The 26,889-nt window shown below is 71.7% G+C and carries 17 protein-coding genes and 1 pseudogene; 4 read left to right on the top strand and 14 right to left on the bottom strand.

Annotated features, from left to right (window positions below; all coding sequences use genetic code 11):
* Positions 1-10: 10 nt before the first annotated feature.
* The 6 genes from IE153_RS36335 to IE153_RS36310 all read right to left on the bottom strand — a co-directional run bounded on the left by IE153_RS36335 (position 11) and on the right by IE153_RS36310 (position 10,184).
* Positions 11-2,200, bottom strand: coding sequence for a glycosyl hydrolase family 95 catalytic domain-containing protein (locus IE153_RS36335; RefSeq protein WP_189593962.1), 2,190 nt, complete (start codon positions 2,198-2,200; stop codon positions 11-13).
* Entirely contained in the window at positions 2,197-4,176 is a 1,980-nt protein-coding gene (locus IE153_RS36330; RefSeq protein ID WP_189593961.1) for a beta-galactosidase, read from the bottom strand. The genes IE153_RS36335 and IE153_RS36330 overlap by 4 nt, the downstream gene beginning before the upstream one ends.
* A complete protein-coding gene (locus IE153_RS36325) occupies positions 4,176-6,377 on the bottom strand; it encodes a sialidase family protein (protein WP_189593960.1) in 2,202 nt (733 codons plus the stop codon). The genes IE153_RS36330 and IE153_RS36325 overlap by 1 nt, the downstream gene beginning before the upstream one ends.
* A gap of 113 nt (positions 6,378-6,490) precedes the next feature.
* Complete coding sequence (locus IE153_RS36320; RefSeq protein ID WP_189593959.1) at positions 6,491-7,441, bottom strand: carbohydrate ABC transporter permease; 951 nt, start codon at positions 7,439-7,441, stop codon at positions 6,491-6,493.
* A complete protein-coding gene (locus IE153_RS36315; RefSeq protein ID WP_189593958.1) occupies positions 7,438-8,475 on the bottom strand; it encodes an ABC transporter permease in 1,038 nt (345 codons plus the stop codon). The genes IE153_RS36320 and IE153_RS36315 overlap by 4 nt, the downstream gene beginning before the upstream one ends.
* Positions 8,476-8,501: 26 nt before the next feature.
* Entirely contained in the window at positions 8,502-10,184 is a 1,683-nt protein-coding gene (locus IE153_RS36310) for a type 2 periplasmic-binding domain-containing protein (protein WP_189593957.1), read from the bottom strand.
* A gap of 371 nt (positions 10,185-10,555) precedes the next feature.
* Here IE153_RS36310 and IE153_RS36305 point away from each other — a divergent pair, with 371 nt between their 5' ends.
* Positions 10,556-13,393: a glycoside hydrolase family 3 C-terminal domain-containing protein gene (locus IE153_RS36305; protein ID WP_189593956.1), complete on the top strand. Its 2,838-nt coding sequence runs from the start codon at positions 10,556-10,558 to the stop codon at positions 13,391-13,393.
* 120 nt (positions 13,394-13,513) lie between these two features.
* Here the strand turns inward: IE153_RS36305 and IE153_RS36300 are convergent, their stop codons facing one another.
* From IE153_RS36300 to IE153_RS36290, 3 genes are all read right to left on the bottom strand, one after another.
* Positions 13,514-14,959 carry an aldehyde dehydrogenase family protein gene (locus IE153_RS36300; protein ID WP_189593955.1) on the bottom strand — a complete coding sequence of 482 codons (1,446 nt, stop codon included), beginning with the start codon at positions 14,957-14,959 and terminating at the stop codon, positions 13,514-13,516.
* A gap of 122 nt (positions 14,960-15,081) precedes the next feature.
* Positions 15,082-16,755, bottom strand: coding sequence for a PucR family transcriptional regulator (locus tag IE153_RS36295; protein ID WP_189593954.1), 1,674 nt, complete (start codon positions 16,753-16,755; stop codon positions 15,082-15,084).
* A gap of 119 nt (positions 16,756-16,874) precedes the next feature.
* Positions 16,875-19,007 (bottom strand): ATP-binding protein, encoded by a 2,133-nt coding sequence (locus tag IE153_RS36290; protein WP_189593953.1) that lies wholly within the window; start codon positions 19,005-19,007, stop codon positions 16,875-16,877.
* A gap of 251 nt (positions 19,008-19,258) precedes the next feature.
* On the opposite strand from IE153_RS36290, the gene gabT reads away from it, so the two are divergent.
* The 3 genes and pseudogenes from gabT (at position 19,259) to IE153_RS36280 (ending at position 21,982) form a co-directional block, all read left to right on the top strand.
* Complete coding sequence (gabT, locus tag IE153_RS36285) at positions 19,259-20,593, top strand: 4-aminobutyrate--2-oxoglutarate transaminase (protein WP_189593952.1); 1,335 nt, start codon at positions 19,259-19,261, stop codon at positions 20,591-20,593.
* Positions 20,594-20,756: 163 nt separating this feature from the next.
* A pseudogene (locus IE153_RS42105) lies at positions 20,757-20,980 on the top strand (phosphatase PAP2 family protein); the annotation flags it as partial.
* 306 nt (positions 20,981-21,286) lie between these two features.
* Positions 21,287-21,982, top strand: coding sequence for a phosphatase PAP2 family protein (locus IE153_RS36280; RefSeq protein ID WP_189593951.1), 696 nt, complete (start codon positions 21,287-21,289; stop codon positions 21,980-21,982).
* On the opposite strand, the gene IE153_RS36275 is transcribed toward IE153_RS36280, so the two are convergent.
* The 5 genes from IE153_RS36275 to IE153_RS36255 form a co-directional block, all read right to left on the bottom strand.
* On the bottom strand, positions 21,979-22,434 hold the full coding sequence (locus IE153_RS36275) for a hypothetical protein (protein WP_189593950.1): 456 nt from the start codon (positions 22,432-22,434) through the stop codon (positions 21,979-21,981). The genes IE153_RS36280 and IE153_RS36275 overlap by 4 nt on opposite strands.
* A 138-nt stretch (positions 22,435-22,572) precedes the next feature.
* The gene (locus IE153_RS36270) at positions 22,573-23,991 is read right to left on the bottom strand and encodes an NAD(P)/FAD-dependent oxidoreductase (RefSeq protein ID WP_189593949.1); all 1,419 of its coding nucleotides are present in this window, start codon (positions 23,989-23,991) and stop codon (positions 22,573-22,575) included.
* Between the two features lie 19 nt (positions 23,992-24,010).
* A complete protein-coding gene (locus IE153_RS36265; RefSeq protein ID WP_189593948.1) occupies positions 24,011-24,811 on the bottom strand; it encodes an ABC transporter permease in 801 nt (266 codons plus the stop codon).
* Positions 24,812-25,741 (bottom strand): ABC transporter permease, encoded by a 930-nt coding sequence (locus IE153_RS36260; RefSeq protein ID WP_189593947.1) that lies wholly within the window; start codon positions 25,739-25,741, stop codon positions 24,812-24,814.
* Entirely contained in the window at positions 25,741-26,886 is a 1,146-nt protein-coding gene (locus IE153_RS36255; protein WP_189594007.1) for an ABC transporter ATP-binding protein, read from the bottom strand. Before IE153_RS36255 ends, IE153_RS36260 begins: the two co-directional genes overlap by 1 nt.
* Positions 26,887-26,889: the final 3 nt, after the last annotated feature.

Below are 26,889 nucleotides of genomic sequence, written 5' to 3'. Positions count from 1 at the left end.
GTGGGGGGAACTACCACGTCCTCAGGGTGAGGACGTGGTCTTCTCCGGCGACCAGGTGGAGGGATTCTGCGCCGGAGGAAGTCCGCAGTTCGACGCGGTGGGTGCGGCCGGGCCTGATGACGACGACGGCGCCGTCCCGCGTCCAGGTGACGTCGAGCTCGGCCCCGAACCGGGTGCGCACCCCGCACAGGGCGCCGGCGGGGTACGCCGACGGCAGCGCGGGCAGCAGGACCAGCCGGTCGGGGGTCGACTGGACGAGCATCTCGATCAGCACGGCGGGCAGGGTGTGCGCGGCGTCGGCGTTGTAGACGTCGCGGGCGGGGTAGTGCGCGCTCATGAGGGAGGCGTGGAAGAAGTCGCCGTCCAGGACCTGGCCGAGGGCGTGGGCGACGCGGTCCGCGTCCCGGAGCCGGGCCGCGACGAGGGCGTGGTGGAGGTGGCCGTGCGCGGAGTCGTTCTCGGCGCCGCGCAGTGCGAGGGCCCGGTGTGCGGCGTCGGCCAGTTCGGGGGTGTCGTAGGGGGTGATCTCGTCGAGCGGCCAGACGCCGTAGAGGTGGCTGAGGTGGCGGTGGTCGTAGGAGTCGGTGAGGCCGGGCCAGGCCCATTCGGCCAGGGCGCCGTCCTCGTTGATCCGGTGCGGCGGGAGCCGGTCGGCGAGGGCGTTCCAGCGGTCGGCGTCGGGGCCCGGGTGGTAGGCGGCGGCCGTACGCAGGGCGTGGCGGGCCGCGGAGAGGTCCATGGCGGCGTTGATCGTGCCCCAGCTCGCGTTCGCCGGCCGGTTCTCGGGTGAGTAGGACGGGACGACGACGAGGTGGCCGTTCTCGTCCGTCCTGGCGAGGAAGTCCTCGTAGAACAGGGCGACTTCGGCGAGGGCGGCTGCGGTGCGGGGGTCGCGGGTGCCGTGGGTGTCGTCGTGGTCGACGAGCGGCTTGAGCAGCCAGTCGGCGCCGGCGGTCCACAGGTGCAGCGGGTATTCGCGGTTGTAGTGGTAGGAGTGGCCGGACTCGCCGTCGGAGTGGGCGGGGGCGACGACGCCGCGGGTGCCGAAGATCGCGCGGGCGTTGTCGCGCCAGTCGGGGAGCAGCCGCTGGATCAGGTTCGCGTGTGCCTCGGTGACCTCGGGGAGGGCTGCGGCGGCGGCCGAGGCGGTCTGGAGGTTGAGGTTGGCGTCGTTGGTGAAGGCGCCGGACCAGGCGGTGTTCCAGTCGCCGGTCCACAGTCCGGTCAGGCGGGGCGGGAAGAGCCCGCTCGCGGAGAGCTGGTGGTAGCGCCCGGCGGCGAAGAGGCGCTCCAGCAGGGCGGCGCTGCGCGGCTGCTTGAGCAGTTCCGACCCCGGCAGGGCCCGTTCGGCGGGGTCGGCGGCGAGGTCGAGGGTGACGCGCTCGTAGGCGGTGCGGTGCAGGGCGGTGTGACGTTCGAGGAGTTCGTCGTAGGCGGCGGGCAGGTCGCGCAGGGCACGGCCCTCGGCGACCACGTCGAGCTCGCCGGGGTGCCGGTGCACCCGGGTGAGGAGCAGCACGGACCGGGCGCCCTCGATGCGCACGCCGGGGGGCACCAGGGTGGTGGTGCCGCCGGTGACGGTGACCTGGGTGACGCCGGTGCAGGCCAGGTCGCTGTCCGGGTAGCGGGCGCGCAGGCTGAGCAGGGCGCCCTCGGGGGTGAGGACGGCTCCGTGGCCGATGCCCAGCCGGGCGGGGGCGCCGGGCAGCCGGGGGTCGAGCTCGATGTCGAGGCTGAGGCCGGATCCGGTGAGGTGCTGGACGATCACGTCGTCGGCGCGGGAGACGAAGACGCGGCCGGCCCGGCCGGCCCAGGTCGTGCTCACCACTCCGGTGGTGAAGTCGACGTCCCGTCGGTAGTCGTGGCCGCCGTCCTCGGGCCGGTCCAGCCGGACCTGGAATGCCGGGTGGAAGGGCTGCACCCACTGGAGGGGGCGCCCGTCCGTGAAGTCCTCGGCAGCGGTCGTGTCACCCGCCAGGAGACGGTCCTGGAGTCCGGGCAGGTCACCGGCGAGCTGCGGCGGGCGGGGGTCCCGGCCATTGGGCCGTACCAGGGTGTGGTGGGTGACGACGACCCGCTCGGCGTGCGGATCACCGAACACCAGGGCACCGTGCCGGCCGTTGCCGCTGAGGAAGGCGTCCTCCCAGCGGGCGGCCGGGTGCGGCTCCCAGGTGCCGTGGACGGGGGCGGAGTCGGTCATGGCCGCAGCACCGCCGCCTCGTAGCGGCCGAGGGTGACCCGGTCGGTGACGTCCGTACCGGACAGCAGGTCGCGGTGGGTGCCGGGCACCTCGACGGTCACCGGCTCGCGGCCGTGGTTGAGCACGAACAGCACCTCGCCCCGCCGCACGGCCTCCACCTGCTCGGGGAGATCGTCGAGCACCGGCCGGACGCCCGCACCAGCGGCGATCGAGGCCAGCAGGTCGCGCAGCGCCTCGGGCTCCGGGAGCGTGGAGACGTACCAGGCCCGGCCCTTGCGCAGCACCGCGGGCATGCCGTCCAGTTCGCCGCCCTTGTAGCAGGTCGTGTGGTCGGGGTCGGCGGGCTCGATCTCCTCGGACCACAGGGTGCCGCCGAAGCCCTCGCAGGCGACCGTCTCCCCCGCGTCCAGCGGCCACCACTCGTGCAGCGTGCGGATGCCGAACAGCTCGCGCAGCCGGACGTCCATGCCGCCGGGGCGGACGCGGTCGTCCTGGTCGGCGACGCCGGTCTGGAAGCCGCAGACGAGGGTGCCGCCCTGCCGTACGTAGGCGAGGAGGTTGTCGGTCGCGGCGTCGGTGAGGGAGTACAGCTGCGGCACGACGACCAGCGAATACGGCGTCAGGTCGTGCTCGGGGTGGGCGAAGTCGGTGGTGAGGTGCGCCTGCCACAGGGCCCGGTGCCAGGCGCGCAGGACGTCCGGGTACTCCACCAGGCCGGACAGGCGGCCGTCCTGGGCGCCGGCCCACCAGGAGTGCCAGTCGTGCAGGACGGCGACGTTCGCGGTGAGGTGCCGGCCGGTCACCTCGGGGGCGATCCGCTCCAGGTCGGCGCCGAGCCGCTTGACCTCCTGGTACGTCCGGCCCTCCTCCCCCGCGTGGCTGACCATGCCGGAGTGGAACTTCTCCGCGCCCTGCCGGGACTGCCGCCACTGGAAGTAGCAGACGGCGTCGGCTCCCCGGGCCACGGCCTGAAGCGACCAGAGCCGGTTGAGGCCGCGCGGCTTGGGGTGGTTCACACCCCGCCAGTTGACCGGCCCGGCCGCCTGCTCCATCAGCATCCAGGGCCCGCGCGCCTGGGAGCGGGTCATGTCCTGGACCAGGGCGCCGCTCTGCGCGCCGAGGGGGTCGCGCGGGTCGGGGTAGAGGTCGACGGAGACGACGTCCTCCTCCTCGGCCCAGCGCCAGGCGTCCTGCCCGAACCACAGCGGCATGAAGTTGCTGGTGACCGGCAGATGCGGGGTGTGCCGCCGGACGATGTCCCGCTCGGCGGTGTAACACTCCAGGAGCATGTCGGAGGTGAAGCGGCGGAAGTCCAGGACCTGGCCGGGGTTGCGCATGTAGTGGGGCAGGCGGGGCGGCAGGATGCCGTCCCAGGTGTCGTAGCCCTGGCTCCAGAAGGCGGTGCCCCAGGCCTCGTTGAGGGCGTCGAGCGAGCCGTACCGCTCGCGCAGCCACCGCCGGAAGGAGGCGGCGGCCTCGTCACCGAAGTCGACGGTGCAGTACTCGTTGTTGATGTGCCACATCGTCAGGGCCGGGTGGTCGCCGTAGCGGGCGGCCAGGTCCTCGGTGATGGCGGCGGCGTAGCGCCGGTAGGTGGCGCTGGAGTGCGAGAAGTGCTGCCGGCCGCCCCACCACTCGGTGCGGCCGTCCTCGGTGACGGGCAGGGTGTCGGGGTGCAGCCGGCCCATCCAGGGCGGGGGCGAGGAGGTCGGGGTGGCGAGGACGACGCCGATGCCGCCCGCGTGCATCAGGTCCATCAGCGTGTCCAGCCAGCCGAACTCCCGTGCTCCCGGCTCGGGTTCCAGCTTCGACCAGGAGAAGACGCCGAGGGTGACCGAGTTGACGCCGGCGGCCTTCATCAGCCGGACGTCCTCGTGCCAGGTCTTCTCGGGCCACTGCTCCGGGTTGTAGTCCCCTCCGAAGAGGAGCCGGCCCCGGGTGGCGTCGCTGAGGCCGGGCCGTTTCCGCACGGTCATCAGGCGGGCTCCCCGTACTGCACGCCGCGCCCGTTGGTGGCGATGTAGACACGGCCGTGGACGCGCGGGTCGCCGGTGATGGCGGCGCCGATCCAGCCCCACTGGTGCCGGTCGTCGTTGATCCGTGTCCAGGTCTTCGCCTCGTCGTCCGAGCGGTACACGGCGGTGATCGTCTCGGTGGCGCCGACCATGTAGATCGCCGGGTAGGAGGCGCCCTCGGCGGCCTTGCCGAAGCCGAGGGTGTACGAGGCCCAGCAGCTGGCGACCTTGGTGAAGGTCGCACCGCCGTCGGTCGAGCGGTACAGCCCGTTCCACTTCACGCTCAGCCACAGGTCTCCGGACCGTCCGGGCGCCGCGACCAGCTGGAACTCGGTGTCGCCCGAGTTCAGGCCGGTGGCCCGCGCGGTGAAGGTCAGGCCGCCGTCGGTGCTGGCGTGGAGGGTGCCGGTGGTGGTGTCGAACGCGTAGAAGCGGGCCGGGTCGACGGGGTCCGCAACCGGCGTGGCGCCCTTGGGGAAGGAGGCGACCTCCGACCAGCCGGCGCCGTTGTCCGCGGAGCGGTACCCGGGGTTGGCCGCGCCGAAGGACCACAGCAGCACGCTGCCGTCGGCGCTGGTGGCGATCGGGCCGGGCGCGGACTTGGCCACGTCCGGCTGGGCCTTGAAGGGCGACCAGGTCCTGCCGCCGTCGTTCGAGAAGGCCCCGTTGCCGTTGTCGCCCCAGCCGGCCCGGACCACGTAGGACGGCTTGGCCGGGGCCAGCGACAGGCCCGTCGCCGTGCCGAACACGGGGTTCGACGCCATGCCGCGGGACGGCGATGCCGTGAGCCGCTCGTGGTACATCACGCCGATGTCCCCGGACCCGCTGAGCAAGTGAGCCTCACCGCTCGGGGGCGAGATCAACTGTCGTATGGACGCCTCTTCCACCCCGCGGATCTGCGGGGCCCAGTGCTTGAGGTCGCGGGTGCCGTAGAGGGTGGCGCCGGTGCCGTAGACCACGTGCCGGGAGTCGTACGGGTCGAGCCCGACGGCCTGGATCCACCAGCCGAACTTGGGCTTGTCGGCACCGAACGTGAGGTAGGGCGTCTCGGAGACGTCGAGGACGGCCTTGTCCTTCAGGGACATCCAGGTGCGGCCGCCGTCGGTGGTCCGGTACAGGGTGTCCACCAGCGACCAGCGGTTGTTGGTGGAGACGACGACGGTCCCCGGGTCGCGGGCGTCGACGGCGACACCGCCGTAACCGAAGGAGTCGGTCCCGCCGTCGCTCGTCGTCCCGCCGGGCTTCACCGGCGTCACCTCGGTCCACTTGCCGCTCGTCGTCCGCAGCTTGTGCACACTGCCGGTCGACTGGCCGTTGGGGCCGGGGGCGTCGGCGTACGTCACGTACAACTCGCGGGTGTGCCGGTCGTACGCGGCCCGGACCGGGACCTTGGCGGCGGTGCCGGTGGGCTGCCCGGGGACGGCCTCCCAGGTGGTGCCGTCGGACGTGCGGTACAGGTTGGGCTTCCCGGGGGTGCCGTCGGAGTCGCCCCAGCCGGCGTAGACGCTGCGTCCCGCGGCGACCAGGAGCGTGACGCCCTGGCCCGTGGCGCTCGGCGTGGCCGGGAAACTCACGGCCTGCCAACTGGAGCCCCGGTCGGTGGACTTGAGCAGCCCGTCGTGCCGGGTGCCGAGCCACAGGGTGCCGCTGTCCCGGGGATCGACCAGCAGCCGCTCACCGCAACCGCGTCCGTCCTCGTTGGCCCCGAGCTTGACGGTCAGGTCGGTGCGCTTCCAGGTGGCGCCCCGGTCCTCGGACCGCAGCACGGCCCCGTTGCCGGCCCAGGACTGCGCGTAGGTGCCGAGGGAGAGGTAGACCCGGTTCGGATGCGCCGGGTCGACGGCCATGGCCTCCACGCCCAGCAGGTTCCAGTCGTCCCAGCCGAGGTGGTCGGTGAGCGGGATCCAGCGGTCGGTCCGGTCGTCCCAGCGGTAGGCGCCGCCGATGTCGGTACGGAGGTAGGCGAGCCCGCGTACAGAGGGGTGGAACAGCACGCCGGTGATGAATCCGGTGCCGCCCTGGACCGCGTTGCGCCAGCGGTATCCGCCCTTGGCGGGTGTCACGGCCGCGGCCTGCCCCTGGATCAACGGAAGGGAGACGACCGCGGCGACGGCGGCGGTCCCGGCCAGTACGGAACGTCTGCTGAGGTGAAACGTGCTCATGACATACCTCGGTTCTTGCGCAGAGGGGGGAAGTGGGTGCCCTCAGGGGCGCGGGGAACTGCGCGACAAGCCACGAGGCAGCCGCGGACGACGAACAACCGACAGCCCTACGGTCAGCCCTTGACGGCCCCGGTGAGCATGCCCTTCTTGAAGTGCTTCTGGACGAACGGCGAGATCACGGCCACCGGCAGCAACGCCATCACCATGACGGCCATCTGGATCGCCAGCGCGGAGATCTGCCCGGTCTTGATCGCCTGGCTCACCCCCACCGGCGCCTCCTGCTTCTGCACCAGCTGGATCATGACGTTCTGCAGCGGCATCATGCTCTGGTCGCTGAGATAGATCGACGCGTTGAACCAGGCGCTCCAGTAGCCCACCGCGTAGAACAGCGTGATCACCGCGATGACGGCCCGTGAGAGCGGCATGACGATCTGCCAGAGGATCCGCCAGTCCCCCGCCCCGTCGATGCGCGCACTGTCGATGAGCTCCGGCGAGATACCCATGAAGAACGCGCGCAGCACGAGGATGTTGAAGACACTCACCGCACTCGGCAGGATCAACGCGAGATACGTGTCGGTCAGGCCCAGGGACTGCACCAGCAGATACGTCGGGATGAGCCCGGCCCCGAAGAACATGGTCGCGAGCAGCGTCATCAGCAGCCAGCGGTGCCCCAGTGACCCGCTACGGGACAGGCCGTAGGCGGCCAGCACCGACACCGTCATGGAGAACACCGTGCCGACGAGGGTGACGCACACGCTGACGATCGCGGCCCGGGTCACCTGCCCACCGCTCAGCAGTTCCTGGTAGGCGACGAAGGTGATGCCCTTCGGGATCACCACGAGGCCGCCGGCCGCGTTGATGGTCTGCTTCGAGGACAGGCTGGTGACGATGACGATCCACAGCGGGAACAGGACCGCCAGGCAGGCGGCGGCCAGGACGATGCCCTTGCCCGCGACCCCGGCCTTGCCGGGCTCGTCCTCCCAGACGGGCCTCGGCGGCGCCTCCCACCAGCGGGGTTCGCGCGCCGCCTCGTCGAGGGCGGCCTTGTCGATGACGGCGGTCACTTCTTGTACACCCCCTGCTCGCCCATGAAGTGGGCCACCTTGTTCGCGGCGAGGACGAGAGCCACGCTCACCAGGCCCTTGATCAGGCCGGCCGCGGCCGCATAGCTGAAGTCCTGGTTGCGGACACCGTTCCACCACACATAGGTGTCGAGGACTTCCGCCGCTCCCGGTCCCACCGCGTCGCGTTGCAGCAGGATCTGCTCGAAGCCGACGGTGAGCGCGTCACCGACGCGCAGCACCAGCAGCAGGGCGATCACGGGCCGCAGCGCGGGCAGCGTGACGTGCCACATCCGGCGCCAGCGACCGGCTCCGTCCATGGCCGCCGCCTCGTACAGGTCGGGGCTCACGGAGGCGAGAGCGGCGAGGAAGACGATGACGCCCCAGCCCGCGTCCTTCCAGACGCCCTCGCTCGTCACCAGGAACTTGAAGATCCCGGGGTCGGTCATGAGGTCGAAGCCCTCGTAACCGTGCTGGCGCAGGGTCTGCGCGATGATGCCCGCCCCGCCGAAGATCTGCTGGAAGATGGTGATCACCAGCACCCAGGAGAAGAAGTGCGGCAGGTAGAGGATCGCCTGCGACACCGCCCGGACGCGGGGCCTTATCACGCTGTTGATGAGCAGCGCGAGCACGATCGGGATGGGGAAGAACAGCACCAGCTGGAGACCGAACAGCACGAGCGTGTTCCGTACGGCGTCCCAGAACGCCGAGTCCGCGAAGATCCGCTGGAACTGCTCGACGCCGACCCAGGGGCTCTCCAGCATCGCGACGAAGCCGTTGTCGCTGACGTAGGGGTCGTACTCCTGGAAAGCGACGACATTGCCCAGGATCGGTATGTAGTTGAAGACCAGGACCAGCGCGACGGCCGGCAGGGTCATCAGGATCAGCGTGCGGTCGCGGCGGAACCGCAGCCTGAGGCTCAGCTTGCCGGAGAGTTTCCTCTTCCCCGGCCGCTCCCCGGTGGCGTCCGCCGCCCGGGAAGCCTTCTCGGTGGTCTCCGCCTCGGCCCTGCTGCGCGGCACCGTGCTGTTGGACACGGATTTCTCCTTGCCTCAGCGCCGGGTCACTGCGCGGAACCGTTGGTGTCGTGCAGCTTCTGGTACCAGTCCCGCAGCTTGTCGCCGCCCTGCTTCTTCCAGTCGGAGACGGCCTGCTGCACATCGCTGATCTTCTTGCGGCCGCGGACGACGTCGTCCTCCAGCTGCTCGAAGTCGTTGGAGAGGTTGGTGTAGCGGGCGGGCTCGGTGATCTGCATGCCCCAGAAGGTGGACTTCTTGGTGAAGGCGCCCATCCGCTGCTGCCACTCCACCTGCTCCTTCGCGATCTCCGGCAGGTCCGGGTGCGCGATGGTCGGGGCGGGGCTGGCGAGCATCACATAGGCGTTGATGACCTCCTGGTTGCCCTTGTCGTTCTTGGTGGGCACCCCGTCCTTGACGGTGTAGTGCGTGCCCTCCACCCCGTAGTTGGTGAGCATGTACTCCTTGGTGCCGTACGGGGCGGCGGTGACGTTGGCGGCGGCCAGGACGTCCTCGACGACGGCCTTGGAGGCCTTCTTGTTGATGAAGGCGAAGATGCCCGCGGGCGAGCCGGCCCACAGCGTGGGGTCGCCGCCGTCGGCGCCGAAGATGTCCATGCCGGAGATGCGGAAGTCGGTCTTCTGGCCCGCCTGCTCGGCCATCTTGCCCCACCAGTCCGAGATGTTCTGGTTGTACATCAGGACCTGGCCGGCGGTGAACCGGTCACCCGCGGTGCCCTGGACCGCCTTGGCGTCGGGGTGGACCACGCCCGCCGCGTAGAGCTTGCGCGTCCACTCCAGGGCCTCGAGGTACTCCTCGGTCTCGACCCGGTAGACCATCTTGCCGTCGGCGAGGTTCCAGCCGAGCGGCTTCTCGCTGCCGGAGAGCACACCGAAGAACTCGAAGGCGGCCCACTTCAGGTCGTCGCAGGCCCACACCTTGGCCTTGGGCCGGGTGATCTCCTTGGCGAGGGCGAGGAACTCGTCCGGGGACTTGGGGAGGTCGTAGCCCTCCTTGTCGAAGACGTCCTTGCGGTAGAAGGGCACGATGCCGGGGACGGAGGGAGCGGGCTGAGGCAGACCGCGCAGCTTGCCGCCGAAGATGGAGTACTGCCAAGCCCCGCTCGGGATGGCCGCGAGGTTCGGGTACTTCTTGATCGCGTCCCCGGACAGGTACGGGCCGAGGTCGGCGAACTTGCTGATGATGGCGCTGGGTATCTTGCCGCCCATGTTCCAGCTGGGGATGACCACGACGTCCGGCAGGTCGCTGGAGGCGAGCACCGCGCCCAGCTTCTCGTCGTAGGTGTTGCCGTCCTGGTTCTGCCAGGCGATGTCGACGCCGATCAGGTCGTTCATCGTCGTGTAGTAGGTGTTGTCGCCCTTCGGCGGCGTGCCCCAGAACGGCGACATGATCTTGATGCGGCTGCCCTTGCCGAGCTTCTTCGGCACCGAGGTCTTGAGGTCGGCCAGGTCGAGCTTGCCGGTGAAGCCCATGGCCGAGCCGTTCTTGGCCGGGATGTCCGGCGAGACCACGTTGCTCGCGACGTAGGCCGGCAGCAGCTTCTTGGCGCTCTTGCCGGACGTCGTGCCGTCCTTCGAGCCGCTGTCCGAACCGCCGCAGGCGGCGAGCAGCGGCATCCCGCCGGCCACGGCGGCGGTGGCGACCGCCGTGGAGGCGAGGAAACTTCTCCGGCTCGGTCCGGAGGAGGCGGAGGCGGCGTTCGGCGTCATTGCGTCAACCCTTCATGGCGCACCAGGACACCCGGCGGAGGGCCGTCGGCTGCGGTGTCTCGAGTGGAACTGGCTGAGCCGAAGCGATACTCCGACGCGTGACGCGGAATGTGCACCACCGGGTGGCGGACTTCACAGTCGAAGCGCTTCGATGTTGCTGCGAGGTTAAGTGAACACCCAGGGGTGCACAAGGGGCGATTCCAAGATTCCTCCGAGGTGTGCACGAGCGCGTGCGGCTCTCGTGGGGCATTGGAATGCCGCCCGAAGCTCGGAGTTGTTGCGCCGGGGTGTCTTGACACCCACCCCTGCGTCGATCGAGCATCGAAGCGCTTCGAAAGCGCCTCGCCGCTCCATCGCAAAGGGATTCCCACGTGACCGCACCCACGCCGCCCATGCCGCCGTTCCGCGATCCGCGCCTGCCGTTCGCGAAGCGGATCGACGACCTCCTGTCGCGGCTCACGCCTCAGGAGAAGACCGCGTTCCTGCACCAGTTCGCGCCGGCCGTCGAACGGCTCGGCGTCGCCGCCTTCCGCACCGGCCAGGAGGCCCTGCACGGCGTGGCGTGGATGGGGCCGGCGACGGTGTTCCCGCAGGCGGTCGGCCTCGGCGCCACCTGGAACCCGGAGCTGGTGCGGCGCGTCGGCGACGCGGTGTCCCGGGAGGTCCGCGCGATGCGCGCCAAGGACGACCGGGTCGGCCTGAACGTCTGGGCCCCGACGGCCAACCTGCTGCGCCATCCGCTGTGGGGCCGCAACGAGGAGGGCTACTCGGAGGACCCGAAGCTCACCTCCGCGATCGCCACGGCCTACACGCACGGTCTGCGCGGCGAGCACCCCACCTACTGGCGCACCGCGCCGGTGCTGAAGCACTGGCTGGCCCACAACAACGAGACGGACCGCTCCACGACGTCGAGCTCGGTGCGCCCGCGCGTGCTGCACGAGTACGACCTGCGGGCCTTCCGCGACACCGTGGAGGCGGGCGCGGTGGCCGGGGTGATGCCGGCGTACAACCTGGTCAACGGGCGCCCCAACCACGTCTCCCCGTACCTGGCCGAGCACCTGCGGACCTGGACCGAGGAGGAGCTGCTGGTCTGCTCGGACGCGGGGGCGCCGAGCAATCTGGTCGACTCCGAGCACTACTTCGACACCCACGAGGAGGCCACCGCCGCCGCCCTCGTCGCGGGTGTCGACAGCTTCACCGACCACGGCACGGACTCCTCGCAGATCATCGGACGGCTGCGCGGCGCCCTGGAGCGCGGCCTGCTGACCGAGGCCGATCTCGACACGGCCGTCCGCCGTCAGCTGTCGGTCCGTTTCCGGCTCGGCGAGTTCGACCCGAGCTACGACCCGCACGACCCGACCGGCGAGTTCGACACCCCGGCGCACCGCGCTCTCGCCCAGGAGGCCGCCGAACAGGCGATCGTGCTGCTGAAGAACGACGGCGTGCTGCCGCTGGCCCCGGACACCCGGATCGCCGTGGTGGGCCTGCTCGCCGACGAGTGCAAGCTCGACTGGTACAGCGGCACGCTCATCCACCGCTCGACCCCGCTGGAGGGCCTGTACGAGCGGTTCGGCGCGGAGCGCGTGGAGTTCGCGGAGGGCGTGGACCGGGTCCGGCTGAAGACCTCCACGGGGGCGTTCCTGCACGTGCCGGCGGCCGAGGGGGCCACCGACGAGGTGCGCGGCGCCGAGGGCGCACTCGACCCGGCGCTGCTCAGGGGCCGCACCGACCTGCCCGTGCTCACGACCGACGCCGCCGGCACCGAGTTGGCGCTCGCGGACTGGGGCGGGGGCGTGCTGACCCTGCGCGCCCCCGACGGCCGCTATCTCTCGGTCGCCGACGACGGCTGCCTGCGCGCCTCTGCCGACCAGCCGGGCGGCTGGTTCGTGCAGGAGACGTTCCGCCTGGAACCGCATGGGAACGGGCACCTCCTGAAGCACCTGGGGACGGGTCGGCACGTCTGTGTCTCCGCCGACGGCGTGAAGGTTGCCGACGAGGATCCCGAGGTCTTCGAGCTGGTCGTCGCCGAGCGCGGCGAGGAGGCGGTGGCGCGTGCCGCCGCGGCGGCCGACGTGGTCGTGGTGGTCGCGGGCAACGACCCGTACATCAACGGCCGCGAGACCGAGGACCGGACGACCCTGCGGCTGCCCGGGCAGCAGGAGCGGCTGCTGCGGGCCGCCCGCGCGGCGAACCCGGCCACCGTGCTGGCGCTGGTCGCCGCCTACCCGTACGCCGTCGACCCGGCCGAGCTCCCGGCGGTGCTGTGGACCGCGCACGGCGGGCAGGCGGCCGGCACCGCCCTGGCCCGCGTCCTGGCCGGCGACGTCTCCCCCGCCGGCCGCCTCCCGCAGACCTGGTACGCCGACGACGCCGACCTGCCCGGCCTCCTCGACTACGACGTGATCGGCGCCCGCCAGACGTACCTGTACTTCGAGGGCACACCCCTGTTCCCCTTCGGGCACGGCCTGTCGTACGCCTCCTTCGCGTACGGCGACCTGACGGCCCGGGTCGAGGACGAGGCGGTGCGGGTCTCCTTCTCGGTCACCAACACCGGTGACGTGACGGCCGACGAGGTGGCCCAGCTCTACGGCCGGGCGGTCGACGCGTCGGTGCCGCGTCCGCGCCGCGAGCTGCTCGACCACCGCCGCGTCACGCTCGCCCCCGGAGAAACGGCCGAGCTGGGCTTCGACGTCCCGCTGACCGCGTTCGCGTTCTGGGACGTCGCCCGGGACCGGTGGCGCGTGGAGCCGGGCGGGTACGAGCTGCTGGCCGGGGCGTCCAGCGAGGACGTCCGGCTGCGGACGACGGTCACGCTCGACGGCGAGCCGACCCTGCCGCGCGCGGTCCTCGCGGCCGGCCTGGCCGCGGCCGGGTTCGACGAGCAGCGGGGCACCGCGATCGTCGACCGGACGAAGGTCTCGGGCGACGCGGTGACACCGGCGGGCCCCGAGCCGGGCGAACTGGTCTACCGCGCCTGCGACTTCGGCCGGGGCCTCTCCCAGGTGACGGTGGAGGTGGCCGGCGAGGGCACGGTCGAGCTGTCCCTCGACGGCGGCCCCGCGCTCGCGGTGCTGTCGCCCGCCGCACCGACCTCGGGTCCGTACGACTACGTCTCCCTCAGCGCGTCGATCGCCGCCGCGGGCGTCCATGACGTGCACCTCAGGCTGCGCGGCCCGCTGCGGCTCGCGCACGTCGGCTTCTCCGGTTGAGGGTCCGGAGCAGGCCGGCGTCAAGAAGGGGCCCGGCACCGGAAGGCATCGGTGCCGGGCCTCTTCACAGAGCTTATATGAAAATGGTTTCCATAAGCCAGAGGGTGGGTCGGATGTGCGTCAGAGGTCGATGCCGGTCAGCACCAGCACCCGCTCGTACGTGTAGTCCTCCATGGCGAACCGCACGCCCTCGCGGCCCACGCCGGACTGCTTGACGCCGCCGTACGGCATCTGGTCGGCACGGTAGGACGGCACGTCGCCGATGACCACGCCGCCGACCTCGAGGGCGCGGTGGGCGCGGAAGGCGGTCTGGAGGTCGTGGGTGAACACGCCCGCCTGGAGGCCGTACTTGGAGTGGTTGACGGCGGCGAAGGCCGCGGCCTCGCCGTCCGCCTTCTGCACGGTCAGCACCGGCCCGAAGACCTCCTCGCAGGAGATCGTCGCGTCGCCCGGGACCTCGGCCAGGACGGTCGGCGCGTAGGAGGCGCCGTCGCGCTTGCCGCCGGTGAGCAGCTGCGCCCCGGCGTCCACGGCCTCCTGGACCCACGTCTCGACGCGCCGGGCGGCGTCCTCGCTGACCAGCGGGCCGACGTCGGTCTTGTCGTCGCTCGGGTCGCCGGTGACCTGGGCCTCGACGGCGGCGACGATGCGCGGCAGCAGCCGGTCGTACACCGAGGCGTCGGCGATGACCCGCTGCACGGAGATGCAGGACTGGCCGCCCTGGTAGTTGGAGAAGGTGGCGATGCGGTTCGCCGCCCGGTCCAGGTCCTCGTCGCTCGCCCAGTCGGCGAGGACGACGGCCGCGCCGTTGCCGCCCAGCTCCAGGGTGCAGTGCTTGCGCGGCACCGAGTCCATGATCGCGTAGCCGACCTTCTCGGAGCCCGTGAAGGAGATGACGGGCAGGCGCTCGTCCTGCACCAGGGCCGGCATCTTGTCGTTGGCGACCGGCAGGATGCTCCAGGAGCCGGTCGGCAGCTCGGTCTCGGCCAGCAGGTCGCCGATGATCAGGCCGGACAGCGGGGTCGCCGGAGCCGGCTTGAGGATGATCGGGGCGCCGGCGGCGATGGCCGGGGCGATCTTGTGGGCGCAGAGGTTCAGCGGGAAGTTGAACGGCGCGATGCCGAGCACGACGCCCTTCGGGAAGCGGCGGGTGAGGGCGAGCCGCCCCTGGCCGCCGAGGTCGGTGTCGAGGCGCTGGGCCTCGCCGCCGTTGAACCGCCGGGCCTCCTCGGCCGCGAACCGGAACACGGACACGGCCCGGCCGACCTCGCCGCGCGCCCACTTCAGGGGCTTGCCGTTCTCGGCGGAGATCAGCCGCGCGATCTCCTCGGTGCGCTCGACGAGGCGCTTGCTGACGTGGTCGAGGGCGGCGGCCCGCACGTGGGCGGGGGTGGCGGCGAACTCGTCCAGGACGGCGTGCGCGGCGGCCACGGCCTCCTCGACCTGCGCGTCGGTCGGCAGGCTCACCGTGCCGACGAGCCGCCCGTCCCAGGGGGAGGTGACGTCGAAGGTGTCCTCGCCGGTGGCCTGGCGGCCGGCGAGCCAGAAGGCGTGGGTGGAGGTCATGTGGGTTCCGGCCCTTCGGCGTTGGGGGTGATCCTGTTCTACCGGACCAACGGTAGGCGCGAGGTGGCCGAAGGGCGTTTGTCCGAGCCGTAGCAGTGCGGGACGCGGACACTACGGTTTGGCTACTCGGTACTGCTCGCCTTCAGGGCCAGCCACAGCTCCATCCGGACGTCCGGGTCGTCCAGGGACCGGCCGAGGATCTCCTCGACCCGGCGCATGCGGTAGCGCAGGGTGTGCCGGTGGACGCCGAGGTCCGCCGCCGCCGCGTCCCACTGGCCGTGCTTGGACAGCCAGGCGTGCAGGGAGGCCACGAGGTCACCGCGGCCCGTGGCGTCGTGCTCGTACAGCGGCCGCAGCATGCCGTCGGCGAAGGCCCGTACGGCGTCGTCCGCGAGCAGCGGCAGCACCGATCCGGCCGCCATCCGCTCGTGCTCCACGAGGATGCGTCCGCGTCGCCGCGCCACCGACAGCGCCTGCTCGGCCTGCTTGTAGGCGGCGGACGCGGCGATCGGCCCGGCCGGTGCCGACAGGCCCACGACCAGTTCGCCCTCCTCGCCGCCCGGAACCTTCTCGCGTATCCCGGCCCGGGCCGTCTCCAGGGCGGCCGCGTACTCCCCGCAGGCCGCGGCGGCGGCGCCGCCGTCCGCGGCCAGCACCACCAGCCGCTCCCCCTCCGGCACCACCAGCACGGCCTCGCCCGCCCGGGCCGCCGCGGACTCCACGACGTCGGCGAGCACCGCGAGGGGGTCGCCGCCGGTGTCGGTGGCGGCGAGCGCGGCGGCCGAGGGCCGCTCGACGGGCGGAGCGCCCTTGCGCGCCTCGGCCCGGGCCAGCGCGGCCGACGCCGACACCGGCACCCGCTCCGCGACCATCATCCGGAACGGCGCGTCCAGCAGCTCGCCGTACAGGTCCCCGGCGACCGCTCGCGCGTGGTCCGGCTCCCCGGCCAGCAGCATGCGCAGCACCGCCGCGCCGACCCGCTGCTCGGCCGCCTGGAGGGACCGGGAGCGTTCCGTGGTCAGGGTCAGCAGGGCGATGGCCGAGTGGACGGCGTAGCGCTCCGCGGTGCCGGGGGCGGCGGCCGTGCCCACGGCGAGGGCTGCCCGGGGGCGCCGGCCGGTGCCGATGGTGTGCAGTTCGACCCGGTCCTCGTTCTCCGGCCCGCCGACCACGGAGGAAGCGGGCGCGGGGCGGTCCCGCAGCTTCTGCACGTCACCGGTGAGGCGCGCGGCGCGCCGCCCCGCCCACTCCGGTGCCGTGGCGACGACCGCGCCCGAGGCGTCGTACAGCGCCGCCCAGCCGTCGACCTGCGAGGCCAGCGCGGCCAGCAGCCCCTCCGGGCCGCCGGTCTGGGCCTGCCGGGTCAGCTCGCGCTGGGCGGCGAACCCGGCGGTGACGGCCCGGTACTGGTCGGCGGCGATCGCGGCGGACACGGCCTTGCTGATGGCGAGGAACGGCGTGCGGCGCGGCACCTCCAGCAGCGGCAGGCCCTCCTCGTCCGCCGCGTCGACGAGCGCCTTGGGCGTCTCCTCGTAGTTGACGCCGACGGCGAAGCCGAGGCCGACCACTCCGGCCCCGGCCAGCCGCCGGACGTAGCGGCGCATGGCCTCCGGGTCCTCGGCGTCCAGCTTCAGCGCGGTGATCAGCAGCAGTTCCCCGCCCTCCATGTAGGGCACGGGGTCGGCGAGCTCGCTGACGTGCGCCCAGCGCACGGGCACGTCGAGGCGGTCTTCGCCCGCCCGCACGGTCAGCTTCAGCGCGGAGTGGTGGACGAGCGAGGCGAGCGTCGGGGGCATGAGGCCTTCTGCGTCAGGGCTGTGAGATCTCTGTGGTCATTTGGCCGCCGCGTATGAACGACCTGTGACGATTCTGCCTCACCGTACGGTCCCCGCGTACCCGCGCAGGTGGGAAGGGGTCAGTCCCGCAGATCCACCAGCAGCGGAGGCGCGTGCTCGCCCTTGACGTCGGTCAGCGACAGCACCGCGTGCCCCGCCGGCACGGCGTGCGCCAGCTCGGAGGCGGACCAGCGCTCCCGCTCGACCTGCCGCACGGTCACCGCCCGCGCGGTCGGGGCCTTGCCGGTGATCACCCGGCGCAGCATGTGCACGGCCTTGCCCGCCGGGGTCTCCGCGATGATCTGCCGGTCGGTGACGTCGCGGGCCTCTGTCCACTCCTTGCCCCACACCTCGGCGAAGTCCTGCCCGTCCCACGGGGTGAGTCCCGACAGCGCCATCCGGCAGCCGGTCGCGCCGAGCAGCGGCCCGCGCAGTGGCCGGGCCACGTCGTCCAGGGTGCGCAGGGTGAGCACGACCCCGGCGTTGCCGGAGCGCAGCCGCTGGATGCCGCGCACGGCCTCGGGCGTCACCACCCCGGTCGCGTCGTCCAGCAGCAGGCAGGCGAACAGCGACCGGTCCTCGCGTACGGCGACACTGGCCGTGAACTGCGCGAGCACGAGCCGGGCCAGCATCTTGGAGGCGTCGGCGTGCCCGCGCTGGGGCAGGTCGATGCGCACCCGCACCGGGTGGTCGAGGGCCTTGAGCGTGAAGGGACGGGACTGCCCGGAGGTGTCGAAGAACCCGGCGAAGGCCGGCCGGTCGAGCAGCGCGACGCGATCGCCCAGCACCCCGCCGACGTCCCCCGGCTGCCCCATCTGCCGCTCCCGGGCGTCGAGCTCCCGCAGCAGCGACCCCTGACCGGCCTCCTGGAGCCCCTGCCGCAGCGCGGCGAACGGCCCCGGCGCGCCGTCCAGCAGCTGCCGCAGCTCCGGTACGGAGGGGAAACGCCCGTGCACGGCCCGGAACGGCCCGAGCAGCTGGGCGAGGACGGTGGTGGAACGGCGGCTGTCGCTGCCGGGGTGCGGGTCGGCGAGGTCCCCGACGAGCGCCTCGGCGAGCACGGCCGCGGCCTCGTCCGGGTCGGTGGTGCCGCCGTACAGGTCGAGGTCGTACTCGGACTCCTGGTTCCCGATCCGTACGACCACGTCGTAAGCGTCGGCCGGTCCGAGCCCCGCGCCGGCCGCCCCCACGACGACCACGGCGGCCCGCCCGGCGAGGGCGTGCAGGCAGAGCGACTCGGCGAGCGGACGGACGACGGTGCCGGTCTTGCCGGATCCGGCGGGGCCGACGGCGACGAGCGAGGTGCCGAGCAGGTCGGGCCCGAGGGCCAGGCCCGTGCCACGGTAGGCGTACGGGTTGCGGGCATCGTCGACGGTGGTCCCGAGCCGCACCTGCCCGGTGACGAGGTCGTGCCGGGCGAGCCGGGCGGGCAGGTCGCGCTCCCCGGAGGGGTGGAGGCACGCGGCGGCGCCGTCCTTGAGCACGGCGCCGCTGAAGGTGGCGAGGCTGTGCCGTCCGGTGCGCACGCCCTGCCAGGCCCGCAGGATCCGGGCGTGGTCGACGTCGCGCATCAGTCCGGAACGGGCCTCGGTGGCGAGGCGCTCGGCGGCGTCCGGGGCCCCGGCGGCACGCAGTTCGTTCCACTGGGCCGGGTCGTCCCCGGGGGCCGTGCGGGCCTCCTGGGGCTCGGGCCGGCGGAAGCGAGGGGTGACGAAGCGGCGCCACACCTCGCCCCAGCGGCCGAGCCGGGCCGCCCCGATCATGATCCCCAGGGCTACGAGCAGCTCGTAGCCCTGGTAGACGATGAACGTCCCGGTCTCCCCGAGGTCGCTGTCGCCACCCCGCCAGGCGTCGGGGACGATCAGGTCGAACGGCACCCACCACCAGGTGCCGACGTAGCCGTTCTGCAGCAGCGACCAGATCAGCCATCCCACGAGGAAGGCGATCAGCGCCCCGCTCAGCAGCTGCCGGGTGGGGATCTCCTCGGGTTCCTCCGCGGGCCGCGGCCGGTGCCCGAACCGCCACACGCCCGGCGCGGCGTCGGGGCGCGGCGCGCGCAGCCAGGTGAGGAACGCCGACCCGTCCGGCAGCGGCGGCGTCGCCGGTGCCCGGGGCGGCCGGGGAGGCATCGCGGGCACCTCCGGCGGCCCCGCCGGGCGCGGCACGGGACTCGCATGCGTACCCCGCGCGTCCTGCGTCCCGTCGCTGTCCATCGCCCTTGCCCCCTGACCAGCCGCTCCGTCCACCATCAGCGAGCCAATCTAACGCCCTCCCCTGGGGAGTTCACCGCTTACGCGGCCGGGGCGTGGGCACCGGGTCCACGAGACGGCCATGTCCACCCCGGACAAGGCGCCCCGCCGACAACGCCCACATGGAGCATGCCCACCCCCCTTCCTCCGCCCTAGCCTGCGAGAAAGAAGCCAAGCGTCCGTACAGACCATCCGCACCACCCCAGGAGCCCCGCATGACCGCACTTCCGCAGGAGCGCCGCGTCGTCACCGCCATTCCCGGCCCGAAGTCGCAGGAACTGCAGGCCCGCCGTACCGCCGCGGTCGCGCAGGGCGTGGGGTCCGTGCTGCCCGTGTTCACGGCGCGTGCCGGTGGCGGGATCATCGAGGACGTCGACGGCAACCGGCTGATCGACTTCGGGTCGGGCATCGCCGTGACGTCCGTGGGCGCCTCCGCCGAGGCCGTCGTACGGCGGGCGTCGGCGCAGCTCGCCGACTTCACCCACACCTGTTTCATGGTCACGCCCTACGAGGGCTACGTCGAGGTCGCCGAGGCGCTCGCCGAGCTGACCCCCGGTGACCACGCCAAGAAGAGCGCCCTGTTCAACTCCGGCGCCGAGGCCGTCGAGAACGCCGTGAAGATCGCGCGGGCGTACACCAAGCGGCAGGCCGTCGTGGTGTTCGACCACGGCTACCACGGGCGCACCAACCTGACGATGGCGCTGACCGCGAAGAACATGCCGTACAAGCACGGCTTCGGGCCGTTCGCGCCCGAGGTCTACCGGGTGCCGGTGGCCTACGGCTACCGCTGGCCGACCGGGCCCGAGAACGCCGGCCCCGAGGCCGCCGCGCAGGCCATCGACCAGATCAGCAAGCAGGTCGGCGCGGAGAACGTCGCCGCGATCATCATCGAGCCGGTGCTCGGCGAGGGCGGGTTCATCGAGCCGGCCAAGGGTTTCCTGCCGGCGATCAGCAAGTTCGCGCAGGACAACGGCATCGTCTTCGTCGCCGACGAGATCCAGTCGGGCTTCTGCCGTACGGGCCAGTGGTTCGCGTGTGAGGACGAGGGCATCGTCCCGGACCTCATCACGACGGCGAAGGGCATCGCGGGCGGTCTGCCGCTCGCGGCCGTCACCGGTCGCGCCGAGATCATGGACGCCGCGCACGCCGGTGGCCTGGGCGGCACCTACGGCGGCAACCCGGTCGCCTGCGCCGGTGCGCTCGGCTCGATCGAGACGATGAAGGAGCTCGACCTCAACGCCAAGGCGAAGAACATCGAGGCGATCATGAAGGCCCGCCTCGGTGCCATGGCCGAGAAGTTCGACATCATCGGCGACATCCGTGGCCGCGGCGCCATGATCGCCATCGAGCTGGTCAAGGACCGCGCCACCAAGGAGCCGAACCCGGAGGCGACCGCCGCGCTCGCCAAGGCCTGCCACGCCGAAGGCCTGCTGGTCCTGACCTGTGGCACCTACGGCAACGTGCTCCGTTTCCTGCCCCCGCTGGTCATCGGGGACGACCTGCTGAACGAGGGCCTCGACATCATCGAGCAGGCGTTCTCCCGCGTCTGAGCCCGCGGCGCGCGCATCTGAGCCGGCCTTCGGGCAGGTGAGCCGCCCCGGTTCCGTCACCGGGGCGGCGAGCGGCAGAGCGTGTGAAGAAGGTGTGCGAGGTGGATGACAGGGGGCCCCGCGGCCTGTCCTGCGCCCCCGCCCTGTCGTAGGTTCTACCCAGATGAGAGATACACCCCGCCCACAGGGGACTGTGGGTGACATCAGGCCGGGGCCTCCCCAGCTTCGACCTGGTCGTGCCCTCGCGCACACAACCGGAGCCTGAGGCTCTGGATCTCCTCACCGATCGGACAGTCGCCCGCCCCAAACCCCCCGGGGCGCGCGACGTTCCGGTCCGACGGCCGCCCCGGAACCACCCCCCCTGTTCCGGGGCGGCCGACCTCTCTTTCTGCGCCCCCTCGCGATGCCCGGTCAGGCCTTCCCGGCGGGCGCGGGCTCCGGGCGGTGGATCCCCCGCGGGCGGTAGCCCAGGGCGTCGGCCAGGCCGAGAACGTCCGCGAGCGGCCAGACGATCGCGAGCCACATCTCCGTGCCCTGGAGTCCGGGTTCACGTCCCGGGCCGGTTCCGTCCGACGTGGGGCGTACCGCCGCACCTGCCCGCCTCGAAGAGGCCGGCGTCGTGGGACGGCTGGTTCACGTGATCCTCCGCGGGGGCCGCTGGTCGGCGTCTGTGCTCGTGCCAAGCTGTGCCCCATGCCGATCTCCGCGAACCAGGAACGCGCCACGCTCCCGGGTTCCGTCGCCCTCCTGCTCGCCCTTGCGGCCCTCCTGTTCGCCCTGATCACCTGGCAGGTCGCCGCCGACGGCCCGCTCGTCCGGCTCGACGAGCGGCTCAGCCGCGTCCTGGTGAACCCGGACCGTTTCTCGGAACTCCTCGCCGACCTCGGCAACATCCCGGTCGCGGTCCCGGTCCTCGCGGTCGCGCTGGGGTACGTCGCCGTACGCGGGCGCCGCGCCGGTGCGGACCGCTGGTGGCTCCCCGTCGCCGCGGCGGCCCTGCTCATGGCCCTGGTCCCGGCACTGGTCGTGCCGCTGAAGGCGCTGATGTCCCGCCCGGGCACCCCGGCCGAACCGCCCGGCACCGGCTACTACCCCTCGGGCCACACCGCCACGGCCGCCGTCGCCTACGGCTCCGCGACCCTGCTCCTGCTCCCCTGGCTGCGCACGGCCCTGGCCCGCCGCGCCCTGATCATCCTGTGCGCGGCCCTGGTCCTCGGCGCGAGCTACGGCCTGGTCCGCCGCGGCTACCACTGGCCGCTGGACGTGGTGGGCAGTTGGTGTCTGTGCGCGGTGCTGCTCACGTCGCTGGGGCTGTTCCTCCGGCGGGCGACGGCGCCGGACCGACCGCGGCGACCGGCCCTGGAACCTGATCCACGCGACGGGCCCTAGCCGTCGTTCTCCGTCGCCAGGCCCGCAGCCGCCTCGTGCATCGCCAGTTCCAGCAGGGCCGGGTCCGTCAACAGGCCCGAGCCGTCCGGCGGGACCAGCCAGCGGACGCCGCCGGGTGAGGAGCGGCCCGGGTACGGCACGACGATCCAGGTGCCGGCGCCCGCCGTGCGGATGCCCGTGCCGAGCCAGCGGGCCGCGGTGCCCGGCGGCACGAAGAACCCCATGCGGGCGTCACCGAAGTCGACGAGCACGGGACCCGGCCGGTCGAGGACGCGGGTGAGCACGTCGAGCGTGGCGTACCCGAGTGCGCCGGGCAGGATGAGCACGTCCCAGGCGCTGCCGGCGGGCAGCAGCGCGACCCCGAGCGGGTTGCGCTCCCACTCCCAGCGGCAGGCCTCGGGATCGGGTGCGACGGATGCGAGCCACTCGACCGCCGTCTTCGCACCGGTCATCGGAAAGACCCCTTCTCTCTCACGAACCTCACGGACGCGGGGCGTCCGGAGGGCATCACGAGGGAGAAGGGGGTGTCCCCCCGGCCATTACGCGGGTTCCGGCACCTCGTTGGAGTGAACCGGATCACACCCGGTCGCTCAGCTGTCGAATCCCAGCCCCAAGCGGTCCATCGTGCGCAGCCACAGATTGCGGCGACCGCCCTGGGCGTCCGCGCGAGCCAGGGACCACTTGGTGAGGGCGATGCCCGTCCAGGCGAAGGGCTCCGGCGGGAAGGGCAGGGGCTTCTTGCGGACCATTTCCAGTTCCGTGCGTTCCGTGCGTTCGCCGGACAGCAGGTCCAGCATCACCTCGGCGCCGAAGCGGGTGGCACCGACCCCGAGGCCGGTGTACCCGGCCGCGTACGCCACCTTGTTCTGGTGGGCGGTGCCGAAGAACGCCGAGAAGCGGGAGCAGGTGTCGATCGCGCCGCCCCAGGCGTGGCTGAAGCGGACGCCCTCCAACTGCGGGAAGCAGGTGAAGAAGTGCCCGGCGAGCTTGGCGTAGGTCTCGGGGCGGTCGTCGTACTCGGCGCGGACGCGGCCGCCGTAGGGGTAGATCGCGTCGTAGCCGCCCCACAGGATCCGGTTGCCGGCGGACAGCCGGAAGTAGTGGAACTGGTTGGCGCTGTCGCCGAGGCCCTGGCGGTTCTTCCAGCCGATCGAGTCGAGCTGCTCGGGCGTGAGCGGCTCGGTCATCAGGGCGTAGTCGTAGACCGGGACGGTGTACGAGCGGACGCGTCTGACCAAGTTCGGGAAGATGTTGGTGCCGAGGGCGACCCGGCGGGCGCGGATCCGGCCGTAGGGGGTGGTCACGGCCATGCCGGGCCCGTACGGCTTCAGGGTCAGGGCGGGGGTGTTCTCGTAGACGCGCACGCCCAGTTCCACGCACGCCCGCCTCAGGCCCCAGGCGAGCTTCGCCGGGTGCAGCATGGCGACGCCCCTGCGGTCCCACAGGCCCGCCTGGAAGGTGGGTGAGTTCACCTGCTCCCGTACGGCGTCGGCGTCCAGGAACTCGACGCCGCCGGCCAGACCCCGGCGGGACGTCTCCTCGTGCCACTCGCGCAGTTCGCGCGCCTGGTAGGGCTCGGTGGCGACGTCGATCTCGCCGGTGCGCTCGAAGTCGCAGTCGATGGAGTGCCGGGCGAGGGCCGCCTCGATCTCGTCGAGGTTGCTCTCACCCATCCGCTGGAGCGTGTGGATCTCGTCGGGCCAGCGGGTGAGGCCGTTGGGCAGGCCGTGGGTGAGGGAGGCGGCGCAGAATCCGCCGTTGCGGCCGGAGGCGGCCCAGCCCGCCTCGCGGCCCTCCACCAGCACCACGTCCCGCTGCGGGTCGCGTTCCTTGGCGATCAGCGCCGTCCACAGGCCGCTGTAGCCGCCTCCGACGACCAGCAGGTCGCAGGTCTCGGAGGTGGTGAGGGCGGGTTCGGGACGGGGCCGGCCGGGGTCGTCCAGCCAGTACGGGACCGGCTGGACGTCGGAAAGCGAACGGGTCCACTGATTCATGGCGCTCGGGGCCATGATTTCAACTCCCTACGGGTTATGCCTTCTGCCTGTTGCGGCGGTTTCCGGCAACCATGGAAACCAGGACGAACAGTACGGCGACGACGAACATGGTCGTGCCGATGACATTGATCTGAACGGGCGTTCCGCGCTGCGCCGAACCCCAGACGAACATGGGGAAGGTGACGGTCGAGCCCGCGTTGAAATTGGTGATGATGAAATCGTCGAAGGACAGCGCGAAGGCGAGCAGCGCACCCGCCGCGATTCCCGGTGCGGCGATGGGCAGGGTCACCCGGACGAAGGTCTGGAACGGGCCCGCGTACAGGTCCCGGGCCGCCTCCTCCAGTTTGGGATCCATCGACATCACGCGTGCTTTGACGGCCGTGACCACGAAACTCAGGCAGAACATGATGTGCGCGATGAGAATCGTCCAGAAGCCCAGCTGAGCGCCCATGTTGAGGAACAGGGTGAGCAGCGAGGCGGCCATGACGACCTCGGGCATCGCCATCGGCAGGAAGATCAGCGAGTTCACGGCGCCGCGGGCGCGGAACCGGTAGCGGACCAGGGCGAAGGCGATCAGGGTGCCGAGGAGGGTTGCGCCCAGTGTCGCCCAGACCGCGATCTGGAGGCTGAGGGACAGTGACCCGCACAGCCCGGAGACACCGCACGGGTCCTTCCAGGCGTCCAGGGAGAACTGCTGCCATTCGTAGTTGAAGCGCCCCTTCGGTTTGTTGAAGGAGAACACCGTCACGACGACGTTCGGCAGCAGCAGATAGCTGAGGGTCAGCAGTCCCGCCAGGACCACGAGATTTCTCTTGAGCCAGTTGACGAAGGGCATTTAGACCAGATCCTCCGTCCCGGACCTGCGGATGTAGAGGGTGACCATGAGCAGAATGGCCGCCATGAGGATGAAGGAGAGCGCCGCGGCCGTCGGATAGTCGAGGACTCTCAGGAACTGCGTCTGGATGACGTTTCCGACCATGCGGGTGTCGGTGGAGCCGAGCAGGTCGGCGTTCACGTAGTCACCGGCCGCCGGGATGAAGGTCAGCAGCGTGCCGGAGACGACACCCGGCATCGACAGCGGGAAGGTGACCTTGCGGAACGTCGTCCAGGGCCGGGCGTACAGGTCTCCCGCGGCCTCGTGGAGCCGTCCGTCGATGCGCTCCAGCGAGGTGTAGAGCGGCAGGATCATGAACGGCAGGAAGTTGTACGTCAGACCGCAGACCACCGCGAGCGGGGTGGCCAGGACGCGGTCGCCGGCGGTCATGCCGAGCCAGTTGGTGACGTCCAGGACGTGCAGCGTGTTGAACGCGCCCACGACCGGTCCGCCGTCCGCGAGGATCGTCTTCCAGGCGAGGGTGCGGATCAGGAAGCTGGTGAAGAACGGCGCGATCACCAGGATCATGATCAGGTTCTTCCAGCGGCCGGCGCGGAAGGCGATCAGATACGCCAGCGGGTAGCCGAGCAGCAGGCACAGGATCGTCGCCGTGCCCGCGTAGAGCACCGAGCGGACGAACTGCGGCCAGTACGCGGACAGCGCGTCCCAGTACGTGGCGAAGTGCCAGGTGACCTTGTAGCCCTGCTCCAGGGAGCCCGTCTGCACGGACGTGGAGGCCTGGTAGATCATCGGCAGCGCGAAGAAGACGACCAGCCACAGGATGCCGGGCAGCAGCAGCCAGTACGGCGTGAAGCGGCCCCGGCGCTTGGGGGGCTTGGATTCGGGTGCCCCAGGCGCGAGAGGCGGTGGCGCCTCGGTGAGGGTCGGCATCAGGCGGCCTCTTCCACTCCGGCGTCGGCGTCCTGCGCGGCGTCCAGGCCGAAGGTGTGGGCCGGGTTCCAGTGCAGGACGACCTCGGCGCCGGGGACCAGGCGGGGGTCGCGGTCGATGTTCTGGGCGTAGACCTCGAAGTCGGAGCAGACCGGGCTGTCGACGACGTACTGCGTGGAGACGCCGATGAAGCTGGAGTCGGCGATCCGGCCCGTGATGCGGTTGCGGCCCTCGGGTATCTCGCCGGCGTCGTCGGCGTGGGTGAGGGAGATCTTCTCCGGGCGGACCCCGACCAGCACCTTGCCGCCGGTGCCCGCGGGCGCGGAACATCGCGCCTCGGGCAGGACGAGCTTGCCGCCGCCGGCCTTCAGCACGATCTCCTCGCCGCTCTTGGAGTCGACCTCGGCCTCGATGAAGTTGGAGGTGCCGAGGAAGTTCGCGACGAACGTGGTGCGCGGGTTCTCGTAGAGCTCGGTGGGCGCGCCCAGTTGCTCGACGCGGCCCGCGTTCATCACGGCGACCGTGTCGGCCATGGTCATGGCCTCCTCCTGGTCGTGCGTGACGTGGACGAAGGTGATGCCGACCTCGGTCTGGATGCGCTTGAGCTCCAACTGCATCTGGCGGCGCAGCTTGAGGTCGAGGGCGCCGAGCGGCTCGTCGAGCAGGAGCACCTTGGGGTGGTTGATCAGCGCGCGGGCGACGGCGACGCGCTGCTGCTGGCCGCCGGAGAGCTGGTGCGGCTTCTTGCGGGCCTGCTCGCCGAGCTGCACGAGCTCCAGCATCTCCTCGACCTGCTTCTTCACCGACTTCCATCCGCGCCGGCGCAGGCCGAAGGCGACGTTCTCGAAGATGTCGAGGTGCGGGAAGAGCGCGTAGGACTGGAAGACCGTGTTCACCGGCCGCTTGTACGGCGGGAGGGCGGTCACGTCCTGATCGCCGAGGAAGACGGTGCCGGCGGAGGGCTCCTCCAGGCCGGCGATCATGCGCAGGGTGGTGGTCTTGCCGCAGCCGGAGGCGCCGAGCAGGGCGAAGAAGGAGCCCTGCGGCACGGTCAGGTCGAGCGGGTGGACGGCGGTGAAGGAGCCGTAGGTCTTGGCTATGCCCGTGAGGCGGACGTCGCCGCTGGGGTCGGTCTTGTTCGTCATGGT

The organism is Streptomyces massasporeus (assembly GCF_014648995.1).
In the GTDB taxonomy this organism is placed as follows: Bacteria; Actinomycetota; Actinomycetes; order Streptomycetales; family Streptomycetaceae; genus Streptomyces; species Streptomyces massasporeus.
Note: the sequence above shows the minus strand (reverse complement) of the source record. Positions and strands in the feature narration are given on the sequence as shown.

Coding starts and splice junctions, on each gene's coding strand:
- IE153_RS36335 (WP_189593962.1), bottom strand. CDS start 2,200: ATGACCGACTCCGCCCCCGTCCACGGCACCTGGGAGCCGCACCCGGCC.
- IE153_RS36330 (WP_189593961.1), bottom strand. CDS start 4,176: ATGACCGTGCGGAAACGGCCCGGCCTCAGCGACGCCACCCGGGGCCGG.
- IE153_RS36325 (WP_189593960.1), bottom strand. CDS start 6,377: ATGAGCACGTTTCACCTCAGCAGACGTTCCGTACTGGCCGGGACCGCC.
- IE153_RS36310 (WP_189593957.1), bottom strand. CDS start 10,184: ATGACGCCGAACGCCGCCTCCGCCTCCTCCGGACCGAGCCGGAGAAGT.
- IE153_RS36300 (WP_189593955.1), bottom strand. CDS start 14,959: ATGACCTCCACCCACGCCTTCTGGCTCGCCGGCCGCCAGGCCACCGGC.
- IE153_RS36295 (WP_189593954.1), bottom strand. CDS start 16,755: ATGCCCCCGACGCTCGCCTCGCTCGTCCACCACTCCGCGCTGAAGCTG.
- IE153_RS36290 (WP_189593953.1), bottom strand. CDS start 19,007: ATGGACAGCGACGGGACGCAGGACGCGCGGGGTACGCATGCGAGTCCC.
- gabT (WP_189593952.1), top strand. CDS start 19,259: ATGACCGCACTTCCGCAGGAGCGCCGCGTCGTCACCGCCATTCCCGGC.
- IE153_RS36280 (WP_189593951.1), top strand. CDS start 21,287: ATGCCGATCTCCGCGAACCAGGAACGCGCCACGCTCCCGGGTTCCGTC.
- IE153_RS36275 (WP_189593950.1), bottom strand. CDS start 22,434: ATGACCGGTGCGAAGACGGCGGTCGAGTGGCTCGCATCCGTCGCACCC.
- IE153_RS36270 (WP_189593949.1), bottom strand. CDS start 23,991: ATGGCCCCGAGCGCCATGAATCAGTGGACCCGTTCGCTTTCCGACGTC.
- IE153_RS36265 (WP_189593948.1), bottom strand. CDS start 24,811: ATGCCCTTCGTCAACTGGCTCAAGAGAAATCTCGTGGTCCTGGCGGGA.
- IE153_RS36260 (WP_189593947.1), bottom strand. CDS start 25,741: ATGCCGACCCTCACCGAGGCGCCACCGCCTCTCGCGCCTGGGGCACCC.
- IE153_RS36255 (WP_189594007.1), bottom strand. CDS start 26,886: ATGACGAACAAGACCGACCCCAGCGGCGACGTCCGCCTCACGGGCATA.